The 22,170-nt window shown below is 63.8% G+C and carries 21 protein-coding genes; 5 read left to right on the top strand and 16 right to left on the bottom strand.

Annotated features, from left to right (window positions below):
* The first annotated feature begins 34 nt into the window (after nucleotides 1–34).
* From FJ548_RS13795 to FJ548_RS13780, 4 genes are all read left to right on the top strand, one after another.
* On the top strand, nucleotides 35–1,042 hold the full coding sequence (locus FJ548_RS13795; RefSeq protein ID WP_140612748.1) for an ABC transporter permease subunit: 1,008 nt from the start codon (nucleotides 35–37) through the stop codon (nucleotides 1,040–1,042).
* A 64-nt stretch (nucleotides 1,043–1,106) separates the two neighbouring features.
* Nucleotides 1,107–1,961 carry an ABC transporter permease subunit gene (locus tag FJ548_RS13790; protein WP_210240615.1) on the top strand — a complete coding sequence of 285 codons (855 nt, stop codon included), beginning with the start codon at nucleotides 1,107–1,109 and terminating at the stop codon, nucleotides 1,959–1,961.
* Nucleotides 1,962–1,963: 2 nt separating this feature from the next.
* Nucleotides 1,964–2,815, top strand: coding sequence for an ABC transporter ATP-binding protein (locus tag FJ548_RS13785; RefSeq protein ID WP_140612760.1), 852 nt, complete (start codon nucleotides 1,964–1,966; stop codon nucleotides 2,813–2,815).
* Nucleotides 2,812–3,639 carry a dipeptide ABC transporter ATP-binding protein gene (locus tag FJ548_RS13780; RefSeq protein WP_140778122.1) on the top strand — a complete coding sequence of 276 codons (828 nt, stop codon included), beginning with the start codon at nucleotides 2,812–2,814 and terminating at the stop codon, nucleotides 3,637–3,639. The genes FJ548_RS13785 and FJ548_RS13780 overlap by 4 nt, the downstream gene beginning before the upstream one ends.
* A 218-nt stretch (nucleotides 3,640–3,857) precedes the next feature.
* Here the strand turns inward: FJ548_RS13780 and FJ548_RS13775 are convergent, their stop codons facing one another.
* The 5 genes from FJ548_RS13775 to FJ548_RS13755 all read right to left on the bottom strand — a co-directional run bounded on the left by FJ548_RS13775 (nucleotide 3,858) and on the right by FJ548_RS13755 (nucleotide 9,081).
* Nucleotides 3,858–5,123, bottom strand: coding sequence for a cysteine desulfurase-like protein (locus tag FJ548_RS13775; RefSeq protein WP_181168790.1), 1,266 nt, complete (start codon nucleotides 5,121–5,123; stop codon nucleotides 3,858–3,860).
* 43 nt (nucleotides 5,124–5,166) lie between these two features.
* Complete coding sequence (locus tag FJ548_RS13770) at nucleotides 5,167–5,841, bottom strand: amino acid ABC transporter permease (protein WP_140766485.1); 675 nt, start codon at nucleotides 5,839–5,841, stop codon at nucleotides 5,167–5,169.
* A gap of 205 nt (nucleotides 5,842–6,046) precedes the next feature.
* Entirely contained in the window at nucleotides 6,047–6,844 is a 798-nt protein-coding gene (locus FJ548_RS13765) for an ABC transporter substrate-binding protein (RefSeq protein WP_140778120.1), read from the bottom strand.
* A gap of 90 nt (nucleotides 6,845–6,934) precedes the next feature.
* Nucleotides 6,935–8,125, bottom strand: coding sequence for a pyridoxal phosphate-dependent aminotransferase (locus FJ548_RS13760; RefSeq protein ID WP_246678662.1), 1,191 nt, complete (start codon nucleotides 8,123–8,125; stop codon nucleotides 6,935–6,937).
* A 179-nt stretch (nucleotides 8,126–8,304) separates the two neighbouring features.
* The gene (locus FJ548_RS13755) at nucleotides 8,305–9,081 is read right to left on the bottom strand and encodes an HpcH/HpaI aldolase/citrate lyase family protein (RefSeq protein ID WP_140778118.1); all 777 of its coding nucleotides are present in this window, start codon (nucleotides 9,079–9,081) and stop codon (nucleotides 8,305–8,307) included.
* A gap of 122 nt (nucleotides 9,082–9,203) precedes the next feature.
* Between FJ548_RS13755 and FJ548_RS13750 the strand changes: the two genes are divergently transcribed.
* Nucleotides 9,204–10,295, top strand: a complete 1,092-nt coding sequence (locus FJ548_RS13750; RefSeq protein WP_140778117.1) for an LLM class flavin-dependent oxidoreductase — start codon at nucleotides 9,204–9,206, stop codon at nucleotides 10,293–10,295.
* A gap of 215 nt (nucleotides 10,296–10,510) precedes the next feature.
* On the opposite strand, the gene FJ548_RS13745 is transcribed toward FJ548_RS13750, so the two are convergent.
* The 11 genes from FJ548_RS13745 to FJ548_RS13690 all read right to left on the bottom strand — a co-directional run bounded on the left by FJ548_RS13745 (nucleotide 10,511) and on the right by FJ548_RS13690 (nucleotide 22,143).
* Nucleotides 10,511–10,906, bottom strand: coding sequence for a RidA family protein (locus FJ548_RS13745; protein WP_140778116.1), 396 nt, complete (start codon nucleotides 10,904–10,906; stop codon nucleotides 10,511–10,513).
* Nucleotides 10,907–10,984: 78 nt separating this feature from the next.
* On the bottom strand, nucleotides 10,985–12,133 hold the full coding sequence (locus FJ548_RS13740; protein WP_140778115.1) for an acyl-CoA dehydrogenase family protein: 1,149 nt from the start codon (nucleotides 12,131–12,133) through the stop codon (nucleotides 10,985–10,987).
* 231 nt (nucleotides 12,134–12,364) lie between these two features.
* Nucleotides 12,365–13,177, bottom strand: a complete 813-nt coding sequence (locus FJ548_RS13730; RefSeq protein WP_140778114.1) for an enoyl-CoA hydratase family protein — start codon at nucleotides 13,175–13,177, stop codon at nucleotides 12,365–12,367.
* The gene (locus FJ548_RS13725; RefSeq protein ID WP_140778113.1) at nucleotides 13,174–13,644 is read right to left on the bottom strand and encodes a MarR family transcriptional regulator; all 471 of its coding nucleotides are present in this window, start codon (nucleotides 13,642–13,644) and stop codon (nucleotides 13,174–13,176) included. Before FJ548_RS13725 ends, FJ548_RS13730 begins: the two co-directional genes overlap by 4 nt.
* A complete protein-coding gene (locus FJ548_RS13720; RefSeq protein WP_140778112.1) occupies nucleotides 13,638–14,396 on the bottom strand; it encodes an SDR family NAD(P)-dependent oxidoreductase in 759 nt (252 codons plus the stop codon). Before FJ548_RS13720 ends, FJ548_RS13725 begins: the two co-directional genes overlap by 7 nt.
* Before the next feature lie 169 nt (nucleotides 14,397–14,565).
* On the bottom strand, nucleotides 14,566–16,860 hold the full coding sequence (locus FJ548_RS13715; protein WP_140778111.1) for a bifunctional salicylyl-CoA 5-hydroxylase/oxidoreductase: 2,295 nt from the start codon (nucleotides 16,858–16,860) through the stop codon (nucleotides 14,566–14,568).
* A 113-nt stretch (nucleotides 16,861–16,973) separates the two neighbouring features.
* Nucleotides 16,974–17,807 carry an ATP-binding cassette domain-containing protein gene (locus tag FJ548_RS13710; RefSeq protein ID WP_140778110.1) on the bottom strand — a complete coding sequence of 278 codons (834 nt, stop codon included), beginning with the start codon at nucleotides 17,805–17,807 and terminating at the stop codon, nucleotides 16,974–16,976.
* Nucleotides 17,800–18,678 (bottom strand): ABC transporter ATP-binding protein, encoded by an 879-nt coding sequence (locus FJ548_RS13705; protein ID WP_140778109.1) that lies wholly within the window; start codon nucleotides 18,676–18,678, stop codon nucleotides 17,800–17,802. The genes FJ548_RS13710 and FJ548_RS13705 overlap by 8 nt, the downstream gene beginning before the upstream one ends.
* Entirely contained in the window at nucleotides 18,675–19,523 is an 849-nt protein-coding gene (locus FJ548_RS13700) for an ABC transporter permease (RefSeq protein ID WP_140778108.1), read from the bottom strand. The genes FJ548_RS13705 and FJ548_RS13700 overlap by 4 nt, the downstream gene beginning before the upstream one ends.
* A complete protein-coding gene (locus tag FJ548_RS13695) occupies nucleotides 19,516–20,523 on the bottom strand; it encodes an ABC transporter permease (RefSeq protein WP_140778107.1) in 1,008 nt (335 codons plus the stop codon). Before FJ548_RS13695 ends, FJ548_RS13700 begins: the two co-directional genes overlap by 8 nt.
* A 90-nt stretch (nucleotides 20,524–20,613) precedes the next feature.
* Nucleotides 20,614–22,143, bottom strand: a complete 1,530-nt coding sequence (locus FJ548_RS13690; protein WP_140778106.1) for an ABC transporter substrate-binding protein — start codon at nucleotides 22,141–22,143, stop codon at nucleotides 20,614–20,616.
* Nucleotides 22,144–22,170 lie beyond the last annotated feature (27 nt).

The raw sequence follows: 22,170 nt of genomic DNA, 5'->3' as shown, positions 1-22,170 counted from the left end.
CGGCGCCACAGGGTGCCGCCCCACCTCGCCCGCCATGCTGCGTTATATCCTCGGCAAGCTCGCCCTCATCATCCCGACCTTCATCGGGATAACCATCCTCGCCTTCGGCTTCGTGCGCATCCTGCCCGGTGATCCGGTGCTGGTGCTTGCGGGCGAACGTGGCCTGTCGCCCGAACGTCACACGGCGCTGATGCACCAGTTCGGTTTCGACCAGCCGATCTGGCAACAATATCTGACCTATCTGACCAACATCCTCGGCGGTGATTTCGGCACTTCGTTCTCCACCAAGACGCCGGTGCTCAAGGATTTCCTGGTGCGGTTTCCGGCAACGGTCGAACTCGCCATCTTCGCGATGATCTTTGCCGTCGTCTTCGGTGTCGCCTTCGGCATCTTCGCCGCGATCCGCCGTGGCTCCTGGTTCGACCAGCTGACCATGGGCACGGCCCTTGCGGGCTACTCCATGCCGATCTTCTGGTGGGGGTTGCTGCTGATCATCGTCTTCTCCGGCATGCTGCACTGGACGCCGGTCTCCGGCCGCATCGACCTTCTCTACTTCTTCAAGCCGGTGACCGGCTTCATGACCATCGATTCTCTGATTTCCGGACAGAAGGGCGCCTTCCGCTCGGCGCTGTCGCACCTCGTCCTGCCGACCATCGTGCTCGGCACCATACCGCTCGCCGTCATCGCCCGGCAGACGCGCTCGGCGATGCTCGAAGTGCTGGGTGAAGACTATGTGCGCACCGCGCGCGCCAAGGGCCTGGCGCCACGCCGCGTCATCGGCCTGCATGCCTTCCGCAACGCGCTGATCCCGGTCGTCACCACCATCGGCCTCCAAGTCGGCACGCTGCTCACCGGTGCCATCCTGACCGAGAGCATCTTCTCCTGGCCCGGCATCGGCAAATGGATGATCGACGCCATTTCCAAGCGCGACTATTTCACCGTGCAGGGCGGGTTGCTTTTGATCGCGCTGATCGTCATGTCGGTGAATCTCATCGTCGACGTGCTCTACGCCGTCATCAACCCGCGCATACGGGCGAATTGACATGACCAATGAAGGCCCCATCGAAGCCGCGACCGTCGTCAAACCGCAGGACGCGCGACTGCAGATGTTCGCCGAGTTCTGGCATTACTTCTCCATCAACAAGGGCGCGGTGATAGGTCTCGTCGTCTTCGCGCTGCTGATCCTGATCGCCATCTTCGCGCCGCTGCTCGCCCCGCATTCGCCGGACGACCAGTTCCGCGATTTCTTCCTGACGCCGCCGGCCTGGCAGGCGGGCGGCAACGCCCAGTTCCTGCTTGGCACCGATGCCGTTGGCCGCGACATCCTCTCGCGCCTGGTCTACGGTTCGCGCTTCTCGCTTGCCATCGGCTTCGTCGTCGTCACCACCGCGCTGATCTCCGGCGTCATCCTCGGTCTGCTTGCCGGCTATTGCCGGGGCTGGGTCGACACGCTGATCATGCGCGTCATGGACATCATCCTGGCCTTCCCGTCACTGCTTCTGGCACTGGTGCTGGTCGCGGTGCTTGGCCCCGGCCTCGTCAATGCCATGATCGCCATCGCCTTCGTGCTGCAGCCGCATTTCGCGCGCCTGACCCGCGCCGCCGTGATGGCGGAGAAGAACCGTGAGTATGTGATCTCGGCCAAGGTCGCCGGCGCCAGCCATCTCAGGCTGATGCTGGTCACCATCCTGCCCAACTGCATTGCGCCGCTGATCGTGCAGGCGACTTTGTCCTTCTCCAATGCCATCCTCGAGGCGGCCGCGCTTGGCTTCCTCGGCATGGGCGCGCAGCCGCCGACTCCGGAATGGGGCACCATGCTTGCCGAAGCGCGCGAGTTCATCCTGCGCGCCTGGTGGGTGGTGACCTTCCCGGGCCTCGCCATCCTCATCACCGTCTTCGCCATCAACCTGATCGGCGACGGCCTGCGCGACGCGCTCGACCCCAAGCTGAAGAGGTCGTGAGCATGCCTTTGCTCGAGATCAAGAACCTCACCGTTTCCTTCGACACCGCTGCCGGCCCGTTCATGGCCGTGCAAGGCATCGACCTTTCGATCGAGCCGCGCGAGGTGCTGGCGATCGTCGGCGAATCCGGTTCGGGCAAGTCGGTGTCGATGCTGGCCGTGATGGGGCTTCTTCCCAACACCGCGACGGTCAAGGCGGACCGCATGGCCTTCGACGGTGTCGACCTCTTGAAGCTCAGCCCGTCCGAGCGGCGCAAGATCATTGGCAAGGACATCTCGATGATCTTCCAGGAGCCGATCGCCAGCCTCAATCCGTGCTTTACCGCCGGTTTCCAGATCGAGGAAGTGCTGCGCTTCCACATGGGTATGGACCGCGCCCAGCGCCGCGCACGCGCCATAGAACTGATGAAGCTGGTCGGCATCGCCGATCCGGAATTGCGGTTGAGTTCCTTCCCGCATCAGATGTCGGGCGGCCAGTGCCAGCGCATCATGATCGCGATCGCCATTGCCTGCAATCCGAAGCTTTTGATCGCCGACGAGCCGACCACCGCGCTCGATGTCACCATCCAGAAGCAGATACTGGACCTGCTGGTCTCGCTGCAGGCCAAGTACGGCATGGGCCTGATAATGATCACCCACAATATGGGCGTGGTTGCCGAGACAGCCGACCGCGTCATCGTCCAGTACAAGGGCCGCAAGATGGAAGAGGCCGACGTGCTGTCGCTGTTTGAATCGCCGAAAAGCAATTACACGCGCGCGCTGCTGTCGGCGCTGCCGGAAAACGCCGTCGGCGACCGGCTGCCGACCGTCTCCGAGGTGATGTTCGAGCCGGCCCCGTCGGGAGCCAGAGCATGACCAGGGTCGTCGAAGGCAACAACATCGTGCGCGACTACCATGTCGGCGGCGGCCTGTTCACCGGACCACGCACCGTGCATGCGGTCAAGGGCGTCTCCTTCAACGTGGACAAGGGCAAGACACTGGCCATCGTCGGCGAAAGCGGCAGCGGCAAGTCGACGCTTGCCCGTATCATCACCTTGATCGATCCGGCGACAGCGGGCGAGTTGTTCATCGACGGCAAGAAGGTCGACATCGCCAAAGGTGGATTGACCCGGGAGATGCGCCGCAAGGTCCAGATCGTCTTCCAGAATCCTTACGGCTCTCTCAATCCGCGCCAGAAGATCGGCGACGTGTTGGGCGAACCGCTGCTGATCAACACCGACAGATCGGCGGCGGAGCGGCGCGACCTCGCCATGAAGATGCTGAAGAAGGTCGGTCTCGGTCACGAGCACTACAACCGCTATCCGCACATGTTCTCGGGTGGCCAGCGCCAGCGCATCGCCATTGCCCGCGCGCTGATGCTCAATCCAAGCCTGCTGGTGCTGGACGAGCCGGTCTCGGCGCTAGACTTGTCGGTGCAGGCGCAGGTGCTCAATCTGCTCGCCGACCTGCAGGACGAATTCCAGCTGACCTATGTCTTCATCAGCCACGACCTGTCCGTCGTGCGCTACATCGCCGACGATGTCATGGTGATGTATCTGGGCGAGGCGGTCGAATACGGCTCGCGCGACGAAGTCTTCGCCGACCCCAAGCACAGCTACACCAAGACCCTGTTCGCCGCGACCCCGCGCGCCGACGTGGCCAGCATCAAGGCGAGGCTAGCGAAGAAGAAGGCTGCCTGAGGTCTGTTCGTCGTCGTCATCCTAGGGCGGAGCGCTGCGAAGCAGCGCGGAGACCCTAGGATCCATGCCGTTACTTACGTCCCAACGTGCAACTGAGCAGAACTGCACCGTTGCATCGCTCGCATGTTACGGCATGGATCCTCGGGTCTGCGCCGCGTCGCTTCGCTCCTTGCTTCGCCCGTGGATGACGACCTCAAGGAGAGCCCGATTTCCCGGGATTACGACAGCTTGGCGATAATGGCGCGCAGCGCCTCGCCGAAACGGTGGATTTCCTCGACCGTGTTGTAATGGACCAGCGAGGCGCGGATCGCGCCGCTGTCCATCGACAGGTTGAGGCGCTTCATCAGCCGTGGCGCGTACATGTGGCCGTCGCGGATGCCGATCTGCATGTCGGCCATTTCCTCGACGATTTTCTGCGGTGACAGCCTGCCGATATTGAAGCAGAAGGTCGGCACGCGTTCGTTGATGCGGGCCTCGTCGGCAACGCCATAGATGGTTGCGCCGCAGCCCTTGAGCACGGCGAGCATTTCGCGCGCCAACACCAATTCGTAGTCGCGGATGGCGCCCATGCCAGCAACGATGTTTTCGCGCCGCGAGCGGCTGTTCGAGGGCTCAAGGTTGCGTCCGATCAGTTCCAGATACTGCACGGCCGCGTCCATGCCGGAGACGTTCTCGTATATGAAGGTGCCGGCCTCGACCTTGTAGGGCGGTTCGTCCGGAATGAAGTCCTCCCGGAAGGTCGGCAACCGCTTCAGCGTCTCGAAGCGACCCCACAGGAAGCCCATATGCGGCGAGAAATTCTTGTAGCCCGAGCAGACGAGATAATCGCAGTCCCAGGCCTGAACGTCGATCAGCCCATGCGGCCCGTAATGCACGCTGTCGAGGAACACCTCGGCGCCGGCAGCGTGGGCGATCTTGGCCACCGAGGCGACATCGACAATCGAACCGATCGAATGCGCCGTCACCGTGCAGGCGACAAGGCGGGTGCGATCGGAAACCAGCGGCTTGAGGTCGTCGACATGCAGATTGCCATCCTCGCGCATGCGCCACCACTTGAACTTTGCGCCGGCGGATTCCAGCGCCAGCCAGGTGGCGATGTTGGCGTCATGGTCCATATCGGTGACGACGATCTCGTCGCGCTCCTGCAGCATCTGGCCGATGCCGAGGCTGACGAGGCGGATGAACGAGGTGGCGTTCATGCCGAAGCAGATTTCCGCCGGGCTGTAGGCGTTGATCAGCAGCGCAACGCTTGTCCGTGCATCGGCGACCGACTGGTCGACCGTGACGCTGCGGCCATAGCGGCCGCCGCGCTGTACATTGTGCGAAACCAAGTGGTTGGTCACCGCGTCGAGCACGCTTTGCGGGATCTGCGCGCCGGCGGCGTTGTCCAGGAAGATGAAGTCGCCAGCTCTTTGCAATGCCGGGAACATCGCGCGGATGGTGTCGACGGGAAAGCCGCCGCTGGCGGATTGGGAATTGCTCAAGGTTATCTCCTGCGAATGTTCTTTGCAGATGGGATTGGGGCGATTAGCGCGACTTTTCGGTCTTGAAGCGGCGCTCGAGCAGGCTGACGAGGCGCACCATCGGCCAGAGGAAAATAAGATAGACGAGCGCCGCGCCGATCAGCGGTGAGGGGTTGGCGTAGAGCGATTGCGCGTTGGTCGCTTCCTTCAACAGCTCCGGCAGCGCCACGGTCGAGGCGAGCGAAGTGTCCTTGAACATCGAGACGCAGTTGCTGGTCATCGGCGGGATGACTACGCGCACCGCCTGCGGCAGCACCACCTTGCGCAAGGTCAAAAGGAACGGCAGGCCGAGCGCCTGCGACGCCTCGAACTGGCCGCGCGGAATGCTCTCTATGCCGGACCGGAACACTTCCGCCGAATAGGCCGACATGATGATGGCGAACGCCGTCACGGCGGATGCCCAGGACGAAAGCCGGATGCCGAGGAAAGGCAGCGCGTAATAGATCAGGATCAGCACGACCAGCACCGGCAAGGCGCGGAAGATGTCGGTATAGCCAACCGCCAGCCACTGCAGCGGCTTTGGCGCATAGAGCCGCAACAGGCTGATCACCAGGCCGATCGGGATGCCGATGCCGATGCTGAGCAGTCCCAGCAGCAGCGTGTTCAGGAAGCCGCGCAGCAGCGCCGGCAGGCTGGACGCAATGACATCGGCGTTGAAGAAGGTGTCGATCAGCGACATGGGAGCGTTTCCGAACTGTTTTGCGTCCCCTGATGCCAGCAATTCCAGGAAAGGGATGAGACGGTTTTCCGCCTGGAATTGCATCAAAGGGAGATGGCCCGGAACATCAAATCGGTTACTGCACCGAACGCGATCCCGGGGGACGATCGAATGCAGGAGCCGTGCCGCCTGCGAGCCGGCACGGTCCCTTTTTGTCAATCGCCGATCAGGCCTTCGGCAGCGGCATTTCCTTGACCGTCGAAGAGTCCGCCGGCGCGTCGCTGCCGAACCACTTCTTGTGGATCGCCGCCAGCGTGCCGTCCTTCTTCATCGCGCTCAGCGCATCGTTCAGATTGCCGAGCAGCGGATGGTCCTTGCTCATCATCAAGCCGTACTGCTCGCCGGTCTTGATGCGCTGCTTGACGGTCAGGTCCTTCATCTTGGTGAAGGAGTACTGCATGCCCGGAATGTCGCTGACGGCGGCATCGATGCGGCCCGCGCTGAGATCGAGCAGAAGGTTCTGCTGCGTGTCATAGCCCTTCACATCGCTGAAGCCGTCGGCTTCCTGATGCGCCTTGACCCAGGTTTCGCCGGTCGAGCCGGACAGCACGCCGACGATCTTGCCCTTGAGGTCGGCCTCGGCATTGATCGGGCTGTCGGTCTTGGTCGCGATGCCCATGTCTGAATCATAATAGGGCTGCGTGAAGGACTGCGACTTCAGCCGCTCCGGCGTGATGGTGATCGACGAAATGGCGACGTCGATGCGCTTCGAGGTGGTGGCGGCGAACAGCGCCTGGAAGCCGAGGTCGGCGATATCGGTGGTCATGCCGACGCGCTTGGCCGCTTCGTTGACGATGTCGACTTCAAAACCCTCGAAGGTGCCGCTCTCGTTCTTGTACTCGAAGGGCGGGTTGGTGGGGTAGGCGCCGACATTGAGCACATCGGCGGCATAGGCGGTGGCTGGTCCGGCGGCGATGCCGATGGCGGCGGCGAGCAGGATGAGATTGCGACGGGTGAGCTTCATTGGTGTTCCCTCTAGGGTGTCCCCTCTGGTTGTTGATCGGGCGGGGCTGGCCCCGCACGGTTTCTTGCCGTCCCACCTCCCAGCGGGGCGTCAATTCATGGCGACGACCATGCGGTCGAGCGCGGTCGCTATCTGATCGCGATCGCGACAGACGCACATGCGCAGGAATGCCGCCGAGGAGCTTCCGAACAAATGGCCGGGCGCCAGCCCGACCCGCGCTGTTTCGAGGATCCTGGCGCAGGCCTGCCGGGCATCGTTTTCGCCCTCAAGGGCAAAAAAGGCATACATGCCGCCGCGCGGTTTCTTAGACAGCACAATCCCGGGAATCCGTGCCAATCGGTCATAAGCAAGATCGAGGCCGGTCCTGATCCGCTGCCGGATCTCCTCGACCAGCGGCTCGCCCTGGCGGATGGCGGCAACCGCGCCGGCCTGGATCGGCGCGGCGGTGCCGCTGTTGATGTACTGGGTCATGGCGCCAAGCTGGTCGGCGACACCCGATGGATGGGTCAGCCAGCCAATGCGCCAGCCGGTCATTGCCCAGGCTTTCGAAAAGCTGTTGACCGACAGCACGCGGTCGCCGTCCTCGGCGATCTGCAGGATGGAGGGCGCGACGTCGCCGTCGAAATAGAGCCGGCCATAGACCTCGTCTGATATGATCCAGATGCCGGTGCGCCGGCTGAAGTCGAGCAGCGCCTGCATTTCCTCGCGCGACGCGGTCCAGCCGGTCGGATTGGACGGCGTCGACAGGAAGATGGCGCGGGTGCGTGCGTCGCAGGTGGTGAACAGCCGGTCGAGGTCGAGGTGCCAGTCGCCCTTGAAATCGAGCGAAAATGGACGCGGCTCGCCGCCGATCAGGTGGATGGCGTTATGGATGTTGGGCCATTGCGGCGCGACATAGATGACGTTGGTGCCGGTATCGACCAGCAGTTCCAGCGCAAGATACAGCGCCTGCATGCCGCCCGGTGTGACCGTGGTGCGTGGGATCGGGATCGGCCGGCCATGGATGCGCGACTGGTACTCCGACAGCGCTTCATTCAACGGGCCATGGCCGCGCATGTTGGAAACGTAGAAGGTCAGGCCTTCGTCGAAAGCCGCCTTGGCGGCGTCGCGGATGAAGGACGGCGTCACCATGTCGCCTTCGCCGTACCAGAGCGCGATCACATCACCCAGTTCCCGCGCGCGCACGGCGAGGTTGGCGATGTTTTCAGTATGAAGGTCGCGGATCTGGGCGCGCACGCCATCGAAAGCATAGCGCGCGCTGGACGATGACTGGGGCAGCACGAACGACAAGGACTGAACCCCTCCACCCTAAGCACCATGATGGACTGGCCGGCAACCTCCTCGGCACGGCAGCCACCATCGACTTCGAATGCTTATCCAAAGTGGGGCGCTTTTCAAGGCGAAAGTTTTAAGCTTAAAAAGTTTGACCGGCCTGTTGCCTCGCCGAGACCCCTGTTTGCCTAGCTGCGCCCGTTTTGCGCCAGTTCGGCGCGCGCGGCAGCACAGTTGGCCGCGGCGCCAGCACCAAGAAACATCGTGTCGCTGGCCAGCACGAAGAAACTCGCGCCGATGGCTGCCCATCGGCTGATATTCTGTGGGCTGGCGCAAAATATGCCTGCGGTCCTGCCGTGTGCGATCGTCGCGCCGATGATTGTGCCGATCGCCTCGTTGAGCTTGTCCGTGCCTTTCGATCCCATCGCATCGATCGACACCGAAAGATCGCCGGGACCGACGAAGATCATGTCGACGCCGTCGACGGCCGCGATCGCTTCGATGTTGGTGAGCCCCTCCGATGTCTCGACCTGGACCGCGACGACGATCCGTTCATTGGCGCCGGCAAGATATTCGGGAATGCGATAGCCATAGCCGGCGGCCCGGCCGGGTCCGACGCCGCGTTCGCCCAGCGGCGGATAACGCGAGGCTTTCACCGCCATCGCGGCCTGGGCTGATGTCGAGACACGCGGGATCAGCACGCCCTGTGCGCCGCTGTCGAGCGCTGCCTGGATGGCTTCCGGCGCATGGCCGGGAACGCGCACCATCGCCGGCACGCGATGCACGTCGGCCGCGCGAACCATGGTCTCGATCATGTCGCGCGAAATCTGGGCGTGCTCCCAGTCGATGCAGACGAAGTCGAGGCCGGCGAGCGCCATCACCTCGACCACGACGGGATGCGGAATGGCGGCGAAGGAGCCGACCAGCCTCGTCTTGCCGATGCATTTCTGGTGGAATTCGCTCATGCCGATCCCCTTTTTGTGCTGCCCAATCCATATCCGCAAACGATGGCAAGGCGAAGCTATTTCAGGCTTGAAATATTTTCGCGCGGGCCTAGCGTGTGGTCTCCCGCCGCGAGTTTCCCGAGATGACCAAAGCCCATCCCTTGCACGGCCAAAACAAACTGAAGCTCGGCGTCTTCTCGACCAACGCCGATGGCGGCCTTGCCATCACCGATGTGCCGGAGCGTTGGACGGCAAGCTGGCAGGACAATCTGACCGCGGCCCAGATCGCCGACCGCGCCGGGCTCGAGTTCCTGCTGCCGATCGCGCGCTGGCGCGGTTTTGGCGGCCGCAACAAGGTGCGCGAATGGTCATTCGAAACCTTCACCTGGGCGGCGGCTCTTGCCGCGGCCACCGAGCAGATCGGCCTGTTCATGACCGTGCACGTGCCGCTGGTGCATCCGCTTTATGCCGCCAAGGCGCTGGCGACGGTCGACCATATCAGTGGGGGCCGAGCCGGCCTCAATATCGTCTGCGGCTGGAACCCGAAGGAATTCGGCATGTTCGGCACGCCGCTGGTGGAAAAGGGTTATGAGCAGGCTGCGGAATGGATTGAGATCCTGGAGCGACTTTATGCGTCGAACGAACCACTCGACTATGAAGGCGTCTACTATCGCCTGAAGGAAGCGGTCAGCCGACCGGCCAGCCTGCAGGTTCCGCGCCCGGTGACCATGAATGCCGCCTTCGGCGGCCCGGGCCGCGATTTCGCCGCCGCCCATTGCGACTATCTCTTCACGACCTTTTCCGAGATGGGCGATGCCGGCAAGCATGTCGCCGACATTCGTGAACGGGCCGGCAAGGTCGGCCGTGATGTCGGCGTCTACACCGTGGCGCATGTCGTCTGCCGCCCGACCATGGAGCAGGCGCAGGCCTACTATAACAGCTATGCGGTGACGATGGCCGACCATGACGCGGTCGATGCCCATATGGCCGGCAAGAAGGAATTCTCGCAGTCGCACGACCCGCATGCCTATGACCGCTACCGGCAGCGTTTTGCCGGTGGCGCCGGCACCTACCCCTTGGTTGGAACGCCGGAATCAATCGCTGCCGAGATGGCCGCTATTGCCGGGCATGGCTACCAGGGCATCGCACTGTCCTTCGTCAACTATACGCAGGAGCTGCCCTATTTTTGCGATCACGTGCTGCCGCTGCTGAGGCGGGCCGGACTTCGCGAATAGCAGCGACGCTTCCACAACTTCGTCATCCCTGGGCGGAGCAGGAGCGAAGCTCCGTCGCGGAGACCCTGGGATCCATGCCGCGATCTTGGCCATGGAGTGCAGCGGAGGAGAATTCTGGGCCGCTGCAACGCTTTGATTTCACGGAATGGATCCTGGGGTCTGCGCTGCGTCGCTGCGCTCCTTGCTTCGCCCCAGGATGACGAAGCGATGGTCGGTTATTCCGGGATAACGGCGGTCGCCTGGATTTCGATCTTGGCGCGATCCTCGACCAGCGCCATCACCTGCATGGCGGCCATTGCCGGAAAATGCCGGCCGATCACCGCGCGATAGGCTTCGCCTAGCCCTTTGAGGTTGGCCAGATACTCGGCTTTGTCGGTGAAATACCAGGTCATCGAGGTGATGTGCTGTGGGCCAGCGCCAGCCTCGGCCAGTACCGCCACGACGTTTTCCAGCGTCTGCTTCACCTGGCCGACGAAGTCGTCGGTCTCGAACTGGCAATGCCTGTTCCAACCGACCTGTCCACCGACGAAGACGAGACGCCCGCGCGCGGCCACGCCATTGGCGTAGCCGACCGGTTTTGCCCAGCCTTCCGGCTGCAGGATCTCGTGCATCTCAACTCTCCGTCTGTCCAATATCGGGTCCGCAATATCAGCGTTCGCAAACAATCCAGTCCGTCGACGCGACCTGTCTCAGGCCGCGCCCATCACTTGCCGCGCGATCACTACTTTCTGTACGTCGGATGCGCCCTCGTAGATGCGCAGCGCGCGGATCTCGCGATACAGGCTCTCGACGATATGGCCCTTGCGCACGCCGTCGCCGCCATGCAACTGCACCGCCTTGTCGATCACCTCCTGCGCCTTGTCGGTGGCGAACAGCTTGGCCATCGCCGCCTCGCGTGTTACCCGCGCGGCGCCCATGTCCTTGGTCCAAGCAGCGCGGTAGACCAGAAGCGCCGCGGCATCGACGTCGAGCGCCATGTCGGCGACATGACCTTGCACCATCTGCAGCTCGGCCATCGGCGCACCGAACAGCTTGCGCTCGGCTACCCGTTTGATGCTCTCGTCCAGCGCGCGGCGGGCGAAGCCGAGTGCTGCCGCGCCGACCGTCGAGCGGAACACGTCCAGCACCGACATGGCGATGCGGAACCCATCGCCAGGCTTGCCGATCAGCGACGAAGCAGGCAACCGTACCTGGTCGAAGGAAAGCCGCGCCAGCGGATGCGGCGCGATCACCTCCAGCCGCTCGGCAATGCCAAGCCCCTTGGCGTCGCCCGGCACGAGGAAGGCGGAAAGCCCCTTGGCGCCCGGCGCCTCGCCGGTGCGGGCGAAGACGACGTAGAGATCGGCTATGCCGCCATTGGAGATCCAGGTCTTCTCGCCGGTGAGAACATAATCATCGCCATCGCGGGTCGCCGTCATCTCGGTATTGGCGACATCGGATCCCGAGCGCGGCTCCGACAGGGCGAAGGCGGATATCGCCTTGCCGGCGCGTGTCTTTGCCAGCCATCGCTGCTGTTCCGGGGTGCCGAACAGGCTGAGCGCCCCAGTGCCGAGCCCCTGCATGGCGAAGGCGAAATCGGCGAGCCCGTCATGGCGCGCCAGCGTCTCGCGCGCGATGCACAAGGTGCGGACATCGAGCGGCCCCGGATTGTTGGTGTCGAGCGCCGTCGGCTGCAGCCAGCCGTCCTTGCCGAGCCTGGCCACCAACTCGCGACAGGCCGCATCGACATCGTGATGGTCGACGGGGAGGTTTTTTGCGCACCAGAGTTCGAGGCGTTCGGCGAGTTCGCGATGGCGGTCTTCGAAGAAGGGCCAGTTGAGGAAGGAACGGTCAGGCATTTCGGCCTCCGCGATGTTGCGGGCCTTGCGCCCTACGGTGCCCCCCTCTGTCCTGCCGGACATCTCCCCCACTTGGGGGGAGATTGGCAGCTTCGGCTGCGGCGCCTTCTTTGCAACGCTGGAGATTGGCGAAAGCAGAGATGACGTCCAATCTCCCCCCTAGTGGGGGAGATGTCCGGTAGGACAGAGGGGGGCGCTGTCCCGCCAACGTCTCCTTTGAAACGATCATCCTCAATTCCCCTCGAAAACCGGCTTTTGCTTGTCGACAAACGCCCTGTAAGCCCGCTCGAAATCGTGCGTCTGCATGCAGATCGCCTGCGCCTGCGCTTCCGCCTCGATCGCCTGGTCGAGACCCATCGACCATTCCTGGTTCAACTGCGTCTTGGTGATGCCATGGGCGAAGGTCGGGCCGGAGACGATGCGGGCCGCCATGTCGAGTGCGTCGGTTTCGAGCGCCGCGGCATCGACGAGCCTGTTGTAGAACCCCCAGCGTTCGCCTTCGGCGGCCGTCATGGTGCGGCCGGTGTAGAGCAGTTCGGCGGCTCGGCCCTGGCCGATGATGCGCGGCAGGATCGCACAGGCGCCCATGTCGCAGCCGGCAAGGCCGACGCGGGTGAACAGGAACGCGGTCTTGGCTTCCGGCGTGGCGATGCGGATGTCGGAGCTCATGGCGATGATGGCGCCGGCGCCGACCGCCACGCCGTCGACCGCCGCGATGACCGGCTTGCCGCAATTCAGCATCGCCTTGACGAAATCGCCGGTCATGCGGGTGAAGGCGAGCAGTTCCTTCATGTCCATCCTGACCAGCGGGCCGATAATGTCGTGGACATCGCCGCCGGAGCAGAAATTGCCGCCATTGGGCAGGAACACCACGGCGTCGACGTCTTCTGCGTAGACGAGGTCGCGGAAAGTGTCGCGAAGTTCGGCATAGCTGTCGAAGGTCAACGGATTCTTGCGCTCGGGACGGTCAAGCCGGACCTTCGCGATCCTGCCTTCGACCTGCCAGAGGAAATGCTGCGGCTTGAGACCGGCCATCTTTGTCATTCGCGTCCCTCCCAGTTGCTGCGGAACGAGGTCAGCATGCCGGTCAGCCGGCGTGCGTCCTCCTCGCTGACCTTGCCCAGCAATTCACCGATCCAACCCTCATGCGCCGCTGCGATGGTGGCAAAGGACTTGGAGCCTTCCTCGGTCAGCCGCACCATCGAGGTGCGCCGATCGCCATTGCGGCGGGCGCGGGTAACAAGTCCCTCCGACACGAGCCGATCGACGATGCCGGTGACATTGCCGTTGGACACCAGCAGGAAACGCGAAAGATCGCTCATCAGCATGCCTTCGGGCGCGCGATAGAGTGCCGCCATCACGTCGAAGCGGGGCAGCGTCGTATCGAACTCCTTCTTCAGCCGCTCGCGCAGCTCGGCCTCGATCGTGCGCGAGGCGCGCAGCAGCCTGATCCACAGCCGCAGCCGGTCCTTGCCGGGTCCCGATGGCGCGGGCAGGGGGCCGGCTACCATGTTTCGCCTCCTGAGATGGAAATGGTCTGTCCGGTGATCGATGCCGCCGCATCGTCGCACAACCACAACACCGAGGCGGCAATCTCCTGCGGCTGGATGAAGCGGCCTTGCGGGTTGGTCGAGACGAGGCTCGATCGTGCCTCGCCGGCCGAGCGGCCGGTCTTTTCGACAATGCGCTGGATGGACTCCTCCAACATCTCCGTTTCGACAAAGCCTGGGCAAACCGCGTTCACGGTGACGCCGGACTTCGCCGTCTCGGCGGCGAGCGCCCGCATCAAACCGACGACGCCATGCTTGGCGGCGACATAAGGCGCGACATAGGCGTAGCCTTTCAGCCCTGCCGTCGAAGCGATGAAGACGATCCGGCCCGCCTTGCGCGCGGCCATGCCGGCCAGCGCCGGTTTCACCGTCAGGAAGGCGCCGGTCAGGTTGACGTCGAGCGTTCGCCGCCAGTCGGCAAGCGTGGTGTTGTGCGCCGGCGTGCTGCCGGCCATGCCGGCATTGGCAACGACGATGTCGAAGGGCCCGCGCGCGGCTTCCGCTGTCTGGTAAAGCGATGCCATCGCCGCCGCATCGGTGACGTCGGCGGCGATGCCGAAAATGCGATCGCTTTCGCTGGCCACCCTGGCAAGTTCGGCTTCGCGCCGGCCGCAGATGGTCACGTCGATGCCCGCACCCGCAAGCGCCAGCGCGATGGCCCGGCCAACGCCGGAGCCGCCACCGGTGACCAGCGCATGCTTGCCGGCGATCATGCGCCCGTCCTCGAAACATCGCGCTGCCCCTCACCCTTACTCTCTCCCCGTGAAGAACGGGGAGAGGGGGTCGCCAGCGCCGGAACTTGACCCTTCTCCCCGTTTTCCACGGGGAGAAGGTGCCGGCAGGCGGATGAGGGGCGGCGCCAACTCGGGAAGCGTGAAGCACTCATACTTTGAGCCCCGCGGCGGCATCGCGCTCGGCCAGACGGTAGAGCTGGTCGCGTCCGGGCAGATAGGGATCCGGCCATTTCACGTCACGGTCGCCGAGCGTCACCGCCGCATGCAGCGTCCAATAGGGATCGGCAATATGCGGCCGGGCCAGCGCCACCAGGTCGGCGCGGCCCGCCATCAGGATCGAGTTGACGTGGTCCGGTTCGTAGATGTTGCCGACCGCCATCGTCGCCATGCCGACCTCGTTGCGGATGCGGTCGGAAAACGGCGTCTGGAACATGCGGCCGTAGACCGGCTTTGCCAACACCGAGGTCTGGCCGGCAGAGACGTCGCAGATGTCGACGCCGGCCTCGTGCAGCAGCCGCGCGATCTCGACGGCGTCGGCTGGCGTGACACCTTCGATGCCGACCCAGTCATTGGCCGAAATACGCATCGAGATCGGCTTTTCCGCCGGCCATGCGGCGCGCACCGCATGGAAGATTTCGAGGGGATAGCGCATGCGGTTTTCCAGCGAACCGCCATATTCATCCGTGCGCCGGTTGGTGACCGGGGTGATGAAGGACGACAGGAGATAACCATGCGCGGCGTGGATTTCGAGCATGTCGAAGCCGCAACGATGCGCCATCTCAGCGGAGGCCACGAACTGGTCGCGCACCCTGTCCATGTCGGCGCGGTCCATCGCCTTCGGCGCCTGATTCTCAGGTGACCACGCCACCGCCGAGGCTGCCATCACAGGCCAGTTGCCGAAGGCCAGCGGTACGTCGGTGCCTTCCCAGCCGACACGGGTCGAACCCTTGGCGCCGGAATGGCCGATCTGGGCGCAGATCTTCGCCTCTGTCTCGGTGTGGACGAAATCGACCAGCCGCTTCCACGCCACCTCGTGCTCGGGCGCGTAGAAGCCGGGGCAGCCGGGTGTGATGCGCCCTTCGGGGCTGACGCAGGTCATCTCGATATAGACAAGGCCGGCACCACCCTTGGCCCGCTCGGCGTAGTGGGTGAAGTGCCAGTCGGTCGGGCAGCCGTCGACAGCCTTGTACTGCGCCATCGGCGAGACCACGACACGGTTGTTGAGCCTGAGGTCGCGCAGCTTGAAGGGAGCGAACATCGGGGCGCGGCGCAGCCTGTTGTCTCCGGCGCCTGCCTGGCGCTGGAACCATTCCTCCGCGCCGCTCAGCCACTCGGCATCGCGCAGCCGCAAATTCTCGTGGCTGATGCGTTGCGAGCGGGTCAGCAGCGAATAGTTGAACTGCACCGGATCGAGGCCGAGATAGCGCTCGACCTCCTCGAACCATTCGAGCGAATTGCGCGCCGCCGACTGCAGCTTCAGCACTTCGGTGCGGCGGGCATCCTCATATTTGCGGAAAGCGGCATCGAGGTTCGGCTCGGTTTCGACATAGTCGGCAAGCGCCACGGCACTTTCCAGCGCGAGTTTGGTCCCGGAGCCGATCGAGAAATGCGCCGAGGCGGCCGCGTCGCCCATCAGCGCCAGGTTCTTGTACGACCAGCGCTCGCACAGCACGCGCGGGAAATTGATCCAGGCCGAACCACGGATATGGTTGGCGTTGGTCATCAGCGCATGGCCGCCAAGGTGCTTTTCAAAGATGCGCTCGCAGACGGCGATGGACTCCTGCTGCGTCATCGAGCCGAAGCCGAAGGCAGCCCAGGTCGGTTCGCTGCACTCGACGATGAAGGTCGCGGTGTCGCTGTCGAACTGGTAGGCATGCGCCCACACCCAGCCGTGCTCGGTCTTCTCGAAGATGAAGGTGAAGGCGTCGTCGAATTTCTGCTTGGTGCCCAGCCACACGAACTTGCATTTGCGGGTGTCGATGTCGGGCTTGAAGATGTCGACGAAGGTGTTGCGTGCCTTGGAGTTCAGCCCGTCGGCGGCGACGACCAGATCATGCGTCTCCATATAGGGGCGGGGATCGGCGATATCGGTCTCGAACACCAGTTTGACGCCGAGCTCGCGGGCGCGGCGCTGCAGCAGGATCAACAGCCGCTTGCGGCCGATGCCGCAGAAACCATGGCCTGACGAGACCGTGCGCACGCCGTCATGGATGACGGCAATGTCGTCCCAATAGGCAAAATGCTTCTTGATCCACACGGCGCTGACCGGATCGTTCTTGGCCAGGTTGTCGAGCGTTTCGGCCGACAGCACCACGCCCCAGCCGAACGTATCGTCCGGCCGGTTGCGCTCGAACACGGTCACATCGTGCCCGGCGTCCCTGAGCTTCATCGAAATGGCAAAGTAGAGGCCGGCTGGTCCGCCGCCGAGAACCGCAACCTTCATCCGTGCGATCTCCTCTTCGCTTTCTTGCTGGCACGAATATCGCGCTTGAGGCGAGATATTTCAAGCTTAAAATTTCATATCGAAATGATCAGACCCTGTGCGCCTCGATGCTTTCATTTCGGGGCCTTGGACGTAGGGATGTCCAGCCAGTTCGCGTCGATTTCGGGCAGCGGAATGGCCGCAAGCAGATCGCGCGTGTAGGTTTCCCTGGGATTTTCGAACAGGGCATCGGTGGCACTGGCTTCGACGATCCTGCCTTCGCGCATGACGATCACCTGCCGGCACAGCCGCCGGATGACGGACAAATCGTGGCTGATGAAGGCGATCGTCAGGCCCATCTCCACTGCCAACTTCTCCAACAAAGTGAGGATCTGCGCCTGCGTCGACACGTCGAGACCGGAGACGATCTCGTCGGCCAGGACGAATTTCGGCGACAGCGCCAGCGCGCGCGCAATGCCGACGCGCTGGCGCTGGCCGCCCGACAGTTCGTGGCGGTAGCGGCTGGCGAAACTCTGCGGCAGGCCGACCCGCTGCAGCGCCTCGGTGACGCGGCTCTTCAGATTATCGCCAAGGCCATTCTGCCTCAACGGCGCGGCGATGATGCTGGCGATAGTGCGGCGCGGGTTGAGCGAGGACATCGGGTCCTGGAAGATCATCTGCAGGTCGCGCCGCAACGGTCGCAGCTCCGCTTCCGACAAATGGGCGATATCGCGGCCGTCGAAGCTGATGCTGCCGGCGTTGGGTTCCAGCAGCCTGACCAGCGCCCGGCCGAGCGTCGACTTGCCGGAACCGGATTCGCCGACGATACCGGTCACCGATCCCCTGGGCAGGTCGAAATCCAGGCCTTTCAGGATCTCGGCCAAAGGCGCGCGGCCGATCAGCGGCTTGCGGGTCATGTCGGGCAGCGCCGCCTTCAGCCCGCGCACGGAAAACAGCGGCTCAGCCACGCGGACGCCTCCAGGCCTGGTCCGCCGCGGCGATCTCGGCGGCAAGTCCTGCCAGCACCGTCTCGTCCACCGGCTTCAACGAAGCGAGCGGATCGGTGTAGCGCGGCGTCGCCGCCATCAGCGCGCGCGTATAGGGGTGCCGTGGTGCGGCGAAGAGGTCGGCGGTGTCGGCCTCTTCCACCACCTTGCCGGCGTAAAGCACCGAGACCTTCTGGCTGATCTTGGCGACGACCCCGAGATCATGGGTGACGAACAGGATCGCGGTGCCATGCTCGCGCTGCAATTGGGCGATCAGCCGCAGGATCTGTTTCTGCACGGTGACGTCGAGCGCCGTGGTCGGCTCGTCGGCGACGATCAGACGGGGCTCGGCGGCGAAGGCGGCGGCGATCAGAACGCGCTGGCGCATGCCGCCGGAAAGCTCGTGCGGATAGCTTCTCAGCACGCGCTCGGGGTCGCGGATCTGCACCTCGTCAAGCAATTGCCGGGTGCGGCTGTCGGCCCTCTCGCCGCTCCAGCCGAGGATGCGCACCAGCCGGTCGGTCATCTGCGGGCCGATGCGGCGCGACGGGTTAAGCGCGGTCAGCGGATCCTGTGGGATCAGCGCCGTGCGCGCGCCGATCAGCGTGCGCCGCGCCTTGGGCTGGAGCCTTCCGAGGTCTTCGCCCTCGAGCCTCATATCGCCTTCGACAATGCGCACGCTCGATGGCAGGACGCCAAGCACTGCCTTGCCGATCATGGTCTTGCCGGCGCCGCTCTCGCCGACCAATGCACGCACCTCGCCGGGTTGCACGGCAAGCGACACCGAGCGCAGCACGCGCTGGCCGTTCGGCAGCACCGCGCTCAGATCGGCGATGTCGAGGCAGGCGCTCATCGCAGCACCGGATCGAACCGCGTCTTCAGCGCTTCGCCGAACTGGCTGAACGACAGCACGGTGAGGATCAGCGTGATCAGCGGAAACACCAGCACCCACCAGGCCTGATGGATCGACAGCCTGCCCTCGGCGATGATGCCGCCCCAGGTCGGATCGTCGGTCGAGATCGACAAATTGACGAAGGACAGGATCGCCTCGACGATCACGGCGATACCCATTTCCAGCGACAGCAGCGCGACGATCGACGGCACGACATTGGGCAGCACTTCGCGCAGCATGATGCCGACGCGGCCATAGCCGGCGATGCGGGCGTTCTCGACATAATCCATGCGCGACTGGCCCATGGCCTCGGCGCGGATCACCCGGCAGAAGCGCGTCCAGTCGATGATGGCGATGGCGAGGATGACGGAACCGAGGCCTGTGCCCAGCACCGCGACCAGCAGGATGGCGAAGAGCACCGGCGGAAACGCCATCCAGACATCCACGATGCGCGAGATGATGCGGTCGGCCCAACCACCGAAATAGCCCGCGATCAGTCCAAGCGTCGAGCCGACTAGGCAGGCGGCGATCGCGGCGACGAAGGCGACGACGAAGGCGATGCGGCCGCCGAAAATCAACCGGGAAAGCAGGTCGCGGCCGAGGCTGTCGGTACCCAGCCAATAGCCGGGCTCGGCGCCGTCCAGCCAGAAGGGCGGCAGCCGCTCCAGCATCAGGTCCTGCGCCAGCGGGTCCTGCGGCGCGACCAATGGTGCGAAGATCGCTGCCAGCAGCGCCAGCAGCAGCCAACCGCCGGCGAGCCACAGCCGAGGGCTTACGCGGCGTCGCGACATGCGTGCCCTATCCATGGCGCAGCCTCGGATTGAGCAGCGCGTACATCAAGTCGACGGCAAGGTTGATCAGCACGAACAGCAGCGCGAAGACCAGCACGATACCCTGGATCAGCGGCAGGTCGCGGTTGATGACGGCATTGATCGCCATATTGCCGAGGCCCTCATAGGAGAACAGCCGCTCGACGATGACGGTGCCGCCGATGAGGAAAGTGAATTGCACGCCGACCAGGGTCAGCGTCGGCAAAGCGGCGTTCTTCAGCGCCTCGCGCAGGATGACCTGCGTTTCCGAAAATCCCTTGACCCGCGCCAGCACGACATAATCGAGGTCGAGCACTTCCTTCAGCGACTGTTTCAACAGCTGCGAGATGATCGCGGCCAGCGGCAGTGCCAGCGCAACCGCCGGCATCAGCATGTGCTTCAAGAGATCCCAGGTCAGGTCGAAACGCAGCCGCAGCAGGCTTTCGAAGAAATAGAACTGGGTGACGAAGGGCAGGTCGAGCTGTGGGGACACGCGGCCGGAAATGTCGAAGATCGGCACCAGCACGCCGAACAGCAGGATCAGCACCAAGCCCCACAGGAAATCGGGAATGGACAACGCAGCACCGCTGGCGATGTCGATGCCGGCCTCGACCGCCGTGCCGCGTTCGCGCGCGCCGAGGATCGCCGTCGTGCCGCCGATCGCAACCGCCATGACAAGCGCGACGATGGCGAGCTCCAGCGTCGCCGGCAGCCGGTTGAAGATCAGGCCGAGCACATCTTGCCTGAGCGAGATCGAGGTGCCGAAATCGCCCCTGACAACACCGGACAACCAGATGAAGAATTGCTCGACGATGGACTTGTCGAGCCCGTAGAGCGCGCGCAGCCGGGCGATGTCGGCATCCGTCGCGCCGGGCGGCAGCATCATGGCAATCGGATCGCCGGGCGCGACGCGGATCACGACGAAGACGACGACGGCCACGCCGAACAGCGTGATCAGCATCGTCGCAAGACGGATCAGGAATCTTTGCAGGAGCATGTAAATCTTTGCAGGAGCCCGTGGCTCGCATTCCCGATGGAAAATGCGCGCCGTCATTGGTGACGGCGCGCGGTAATTTCAGGGCTGATGTCAAGCCGGGGTCATCAGCGCCGGCAGCAGCGCGCCGGAAATGTGCTGGACGACATTGACGCCCTTGGCATGCACGATCGGCTGCGCGTACTGCATCAGCGGCAGCACATAGGCCTGCTCGGCGATGTACTTGTCGACCGCTTTCCAGCCGGCGATGCGCTTGGCCTCGTCCTTTTCGCCCCACAGCGGGTTGATCATGTCGATCAGGTCCTGGCTGTCCCAAACCGAATGCGGGCTCGGGCCATACATGGCAAAGCCGGTCGACGTGGTCGGGTCGCCGATGGCGTTGCCCCAATTGTAGAAGGCGGCCGGCGCCAGCTTGTCGGCGGCGCGCAGTTCGTAGTGCTTGGCGATCTCGTAGACCTCGATCGTCGCCTCAATGCCGACCTTGCGCCACATGCCGACGATCGCCTGGATCATCTCATAGTCCTTGGGCTTGAAGCCCTTGGTGGTCTGGATCGTGAACTTGACCGGCTTGTCCGGCGAATAGCCGGAAGCGGCCAGCAGTTCCTTGGCCTTGTCCGGATTGTGCTCGACCTTGATCGACGGATCGAAGGCTGCGTATTCCGGCGTTTCCAGCGTGGCGAGCGGCTGGCCGTAGCCGCGCAGCAACCGCTTGACCAGAAGCTCCTTGTCCACCGCCATCACGGCCGCCTGGCGGACATTCTTGTCCAGCATCGCTTCGATGTCGTTGAAGAAGATCATGCCGATGTCGGAAACGTTCTTGATCGAGCCGGCGAGCCCGTCCTTGGCGATCAGCCGATCGTATTCCTCATAGGGGATTTCGAGCGTCACCTGCGAAGAGCCGGACTCGATTTCGGCGACGCGGCTCGCCGCGTCGGTGACGAACTTGATCGTCACATTCTCGAAGGCCGGCTTGGCGCCCCAATAGTTCGGATTGGCTTTGAGCCGCAGGAAGGCGTTGCGTTCGAACTTGTCGACCATGTAGGGCCCGGTGCCGATCGGCGCCTTCTCGAAGCCTTCCGCGCCGACCTTCTCGTAGTAGGCCTTCGGCATGATGTAGCCGGTCAGGAACGACATCCATTTGAAATACACCGGGTCGAACTGCACGACGTCGCCGGTGATCTTGTTGCCGTCGATCTTGAAGTTGTTGACGTTCTTCCAGACGAACTGGATCGGGTTGCCGGTCTTCTCATCGCCGGCCCGCTGCAGCGACCACACAACGTCTTCAGGTGTGAATGGCGAGCCGTCGTGCCATCTCACGCCCTCGCGCACCGTCATCATCACCTTGGTTCGGTCGTCGTTCCAGCCCCATTCGGTCAGCAGGCCGGGCGCGAAGGACAGCTCCGGCTTCTGCGGGATGAACTGGTCGAACACCGACTGGTAGAGGCCCTGGATCGTCGGATTGACGGCCGACGGTCCGGTGGTCGGATCCCAGGAGGGCAGGTTGACGTTGTAGGCAATGGTCAATTCGCCGGCCGCGGCCTTGGCGATGTTTGGCAGGCCGACTGCGGCAACACCAAGTGCCGCGGCACTGTATCCGAGCAATTCGCGTCTGTTGATTGTCATGGTCGCTCCCCTTGTTGGTTATTGTCT

It is taken from the genome of Mesorhizobium sp. B2-4-17, assembly GCF_006441275.1.
In the GTDB taxonomy this organism is placed as follows: domain Bacteria; phylum Pseudomonadota; class Alphaproteobacteria; order Rhizobiales; family Rhizobiaceae; genus Mesorhizobium.
The sequence above is the reverse complement of the archived record's forward strand: the minus strand, read 5'-3'. Positions and strand labels throughout refer to the sequence as shown.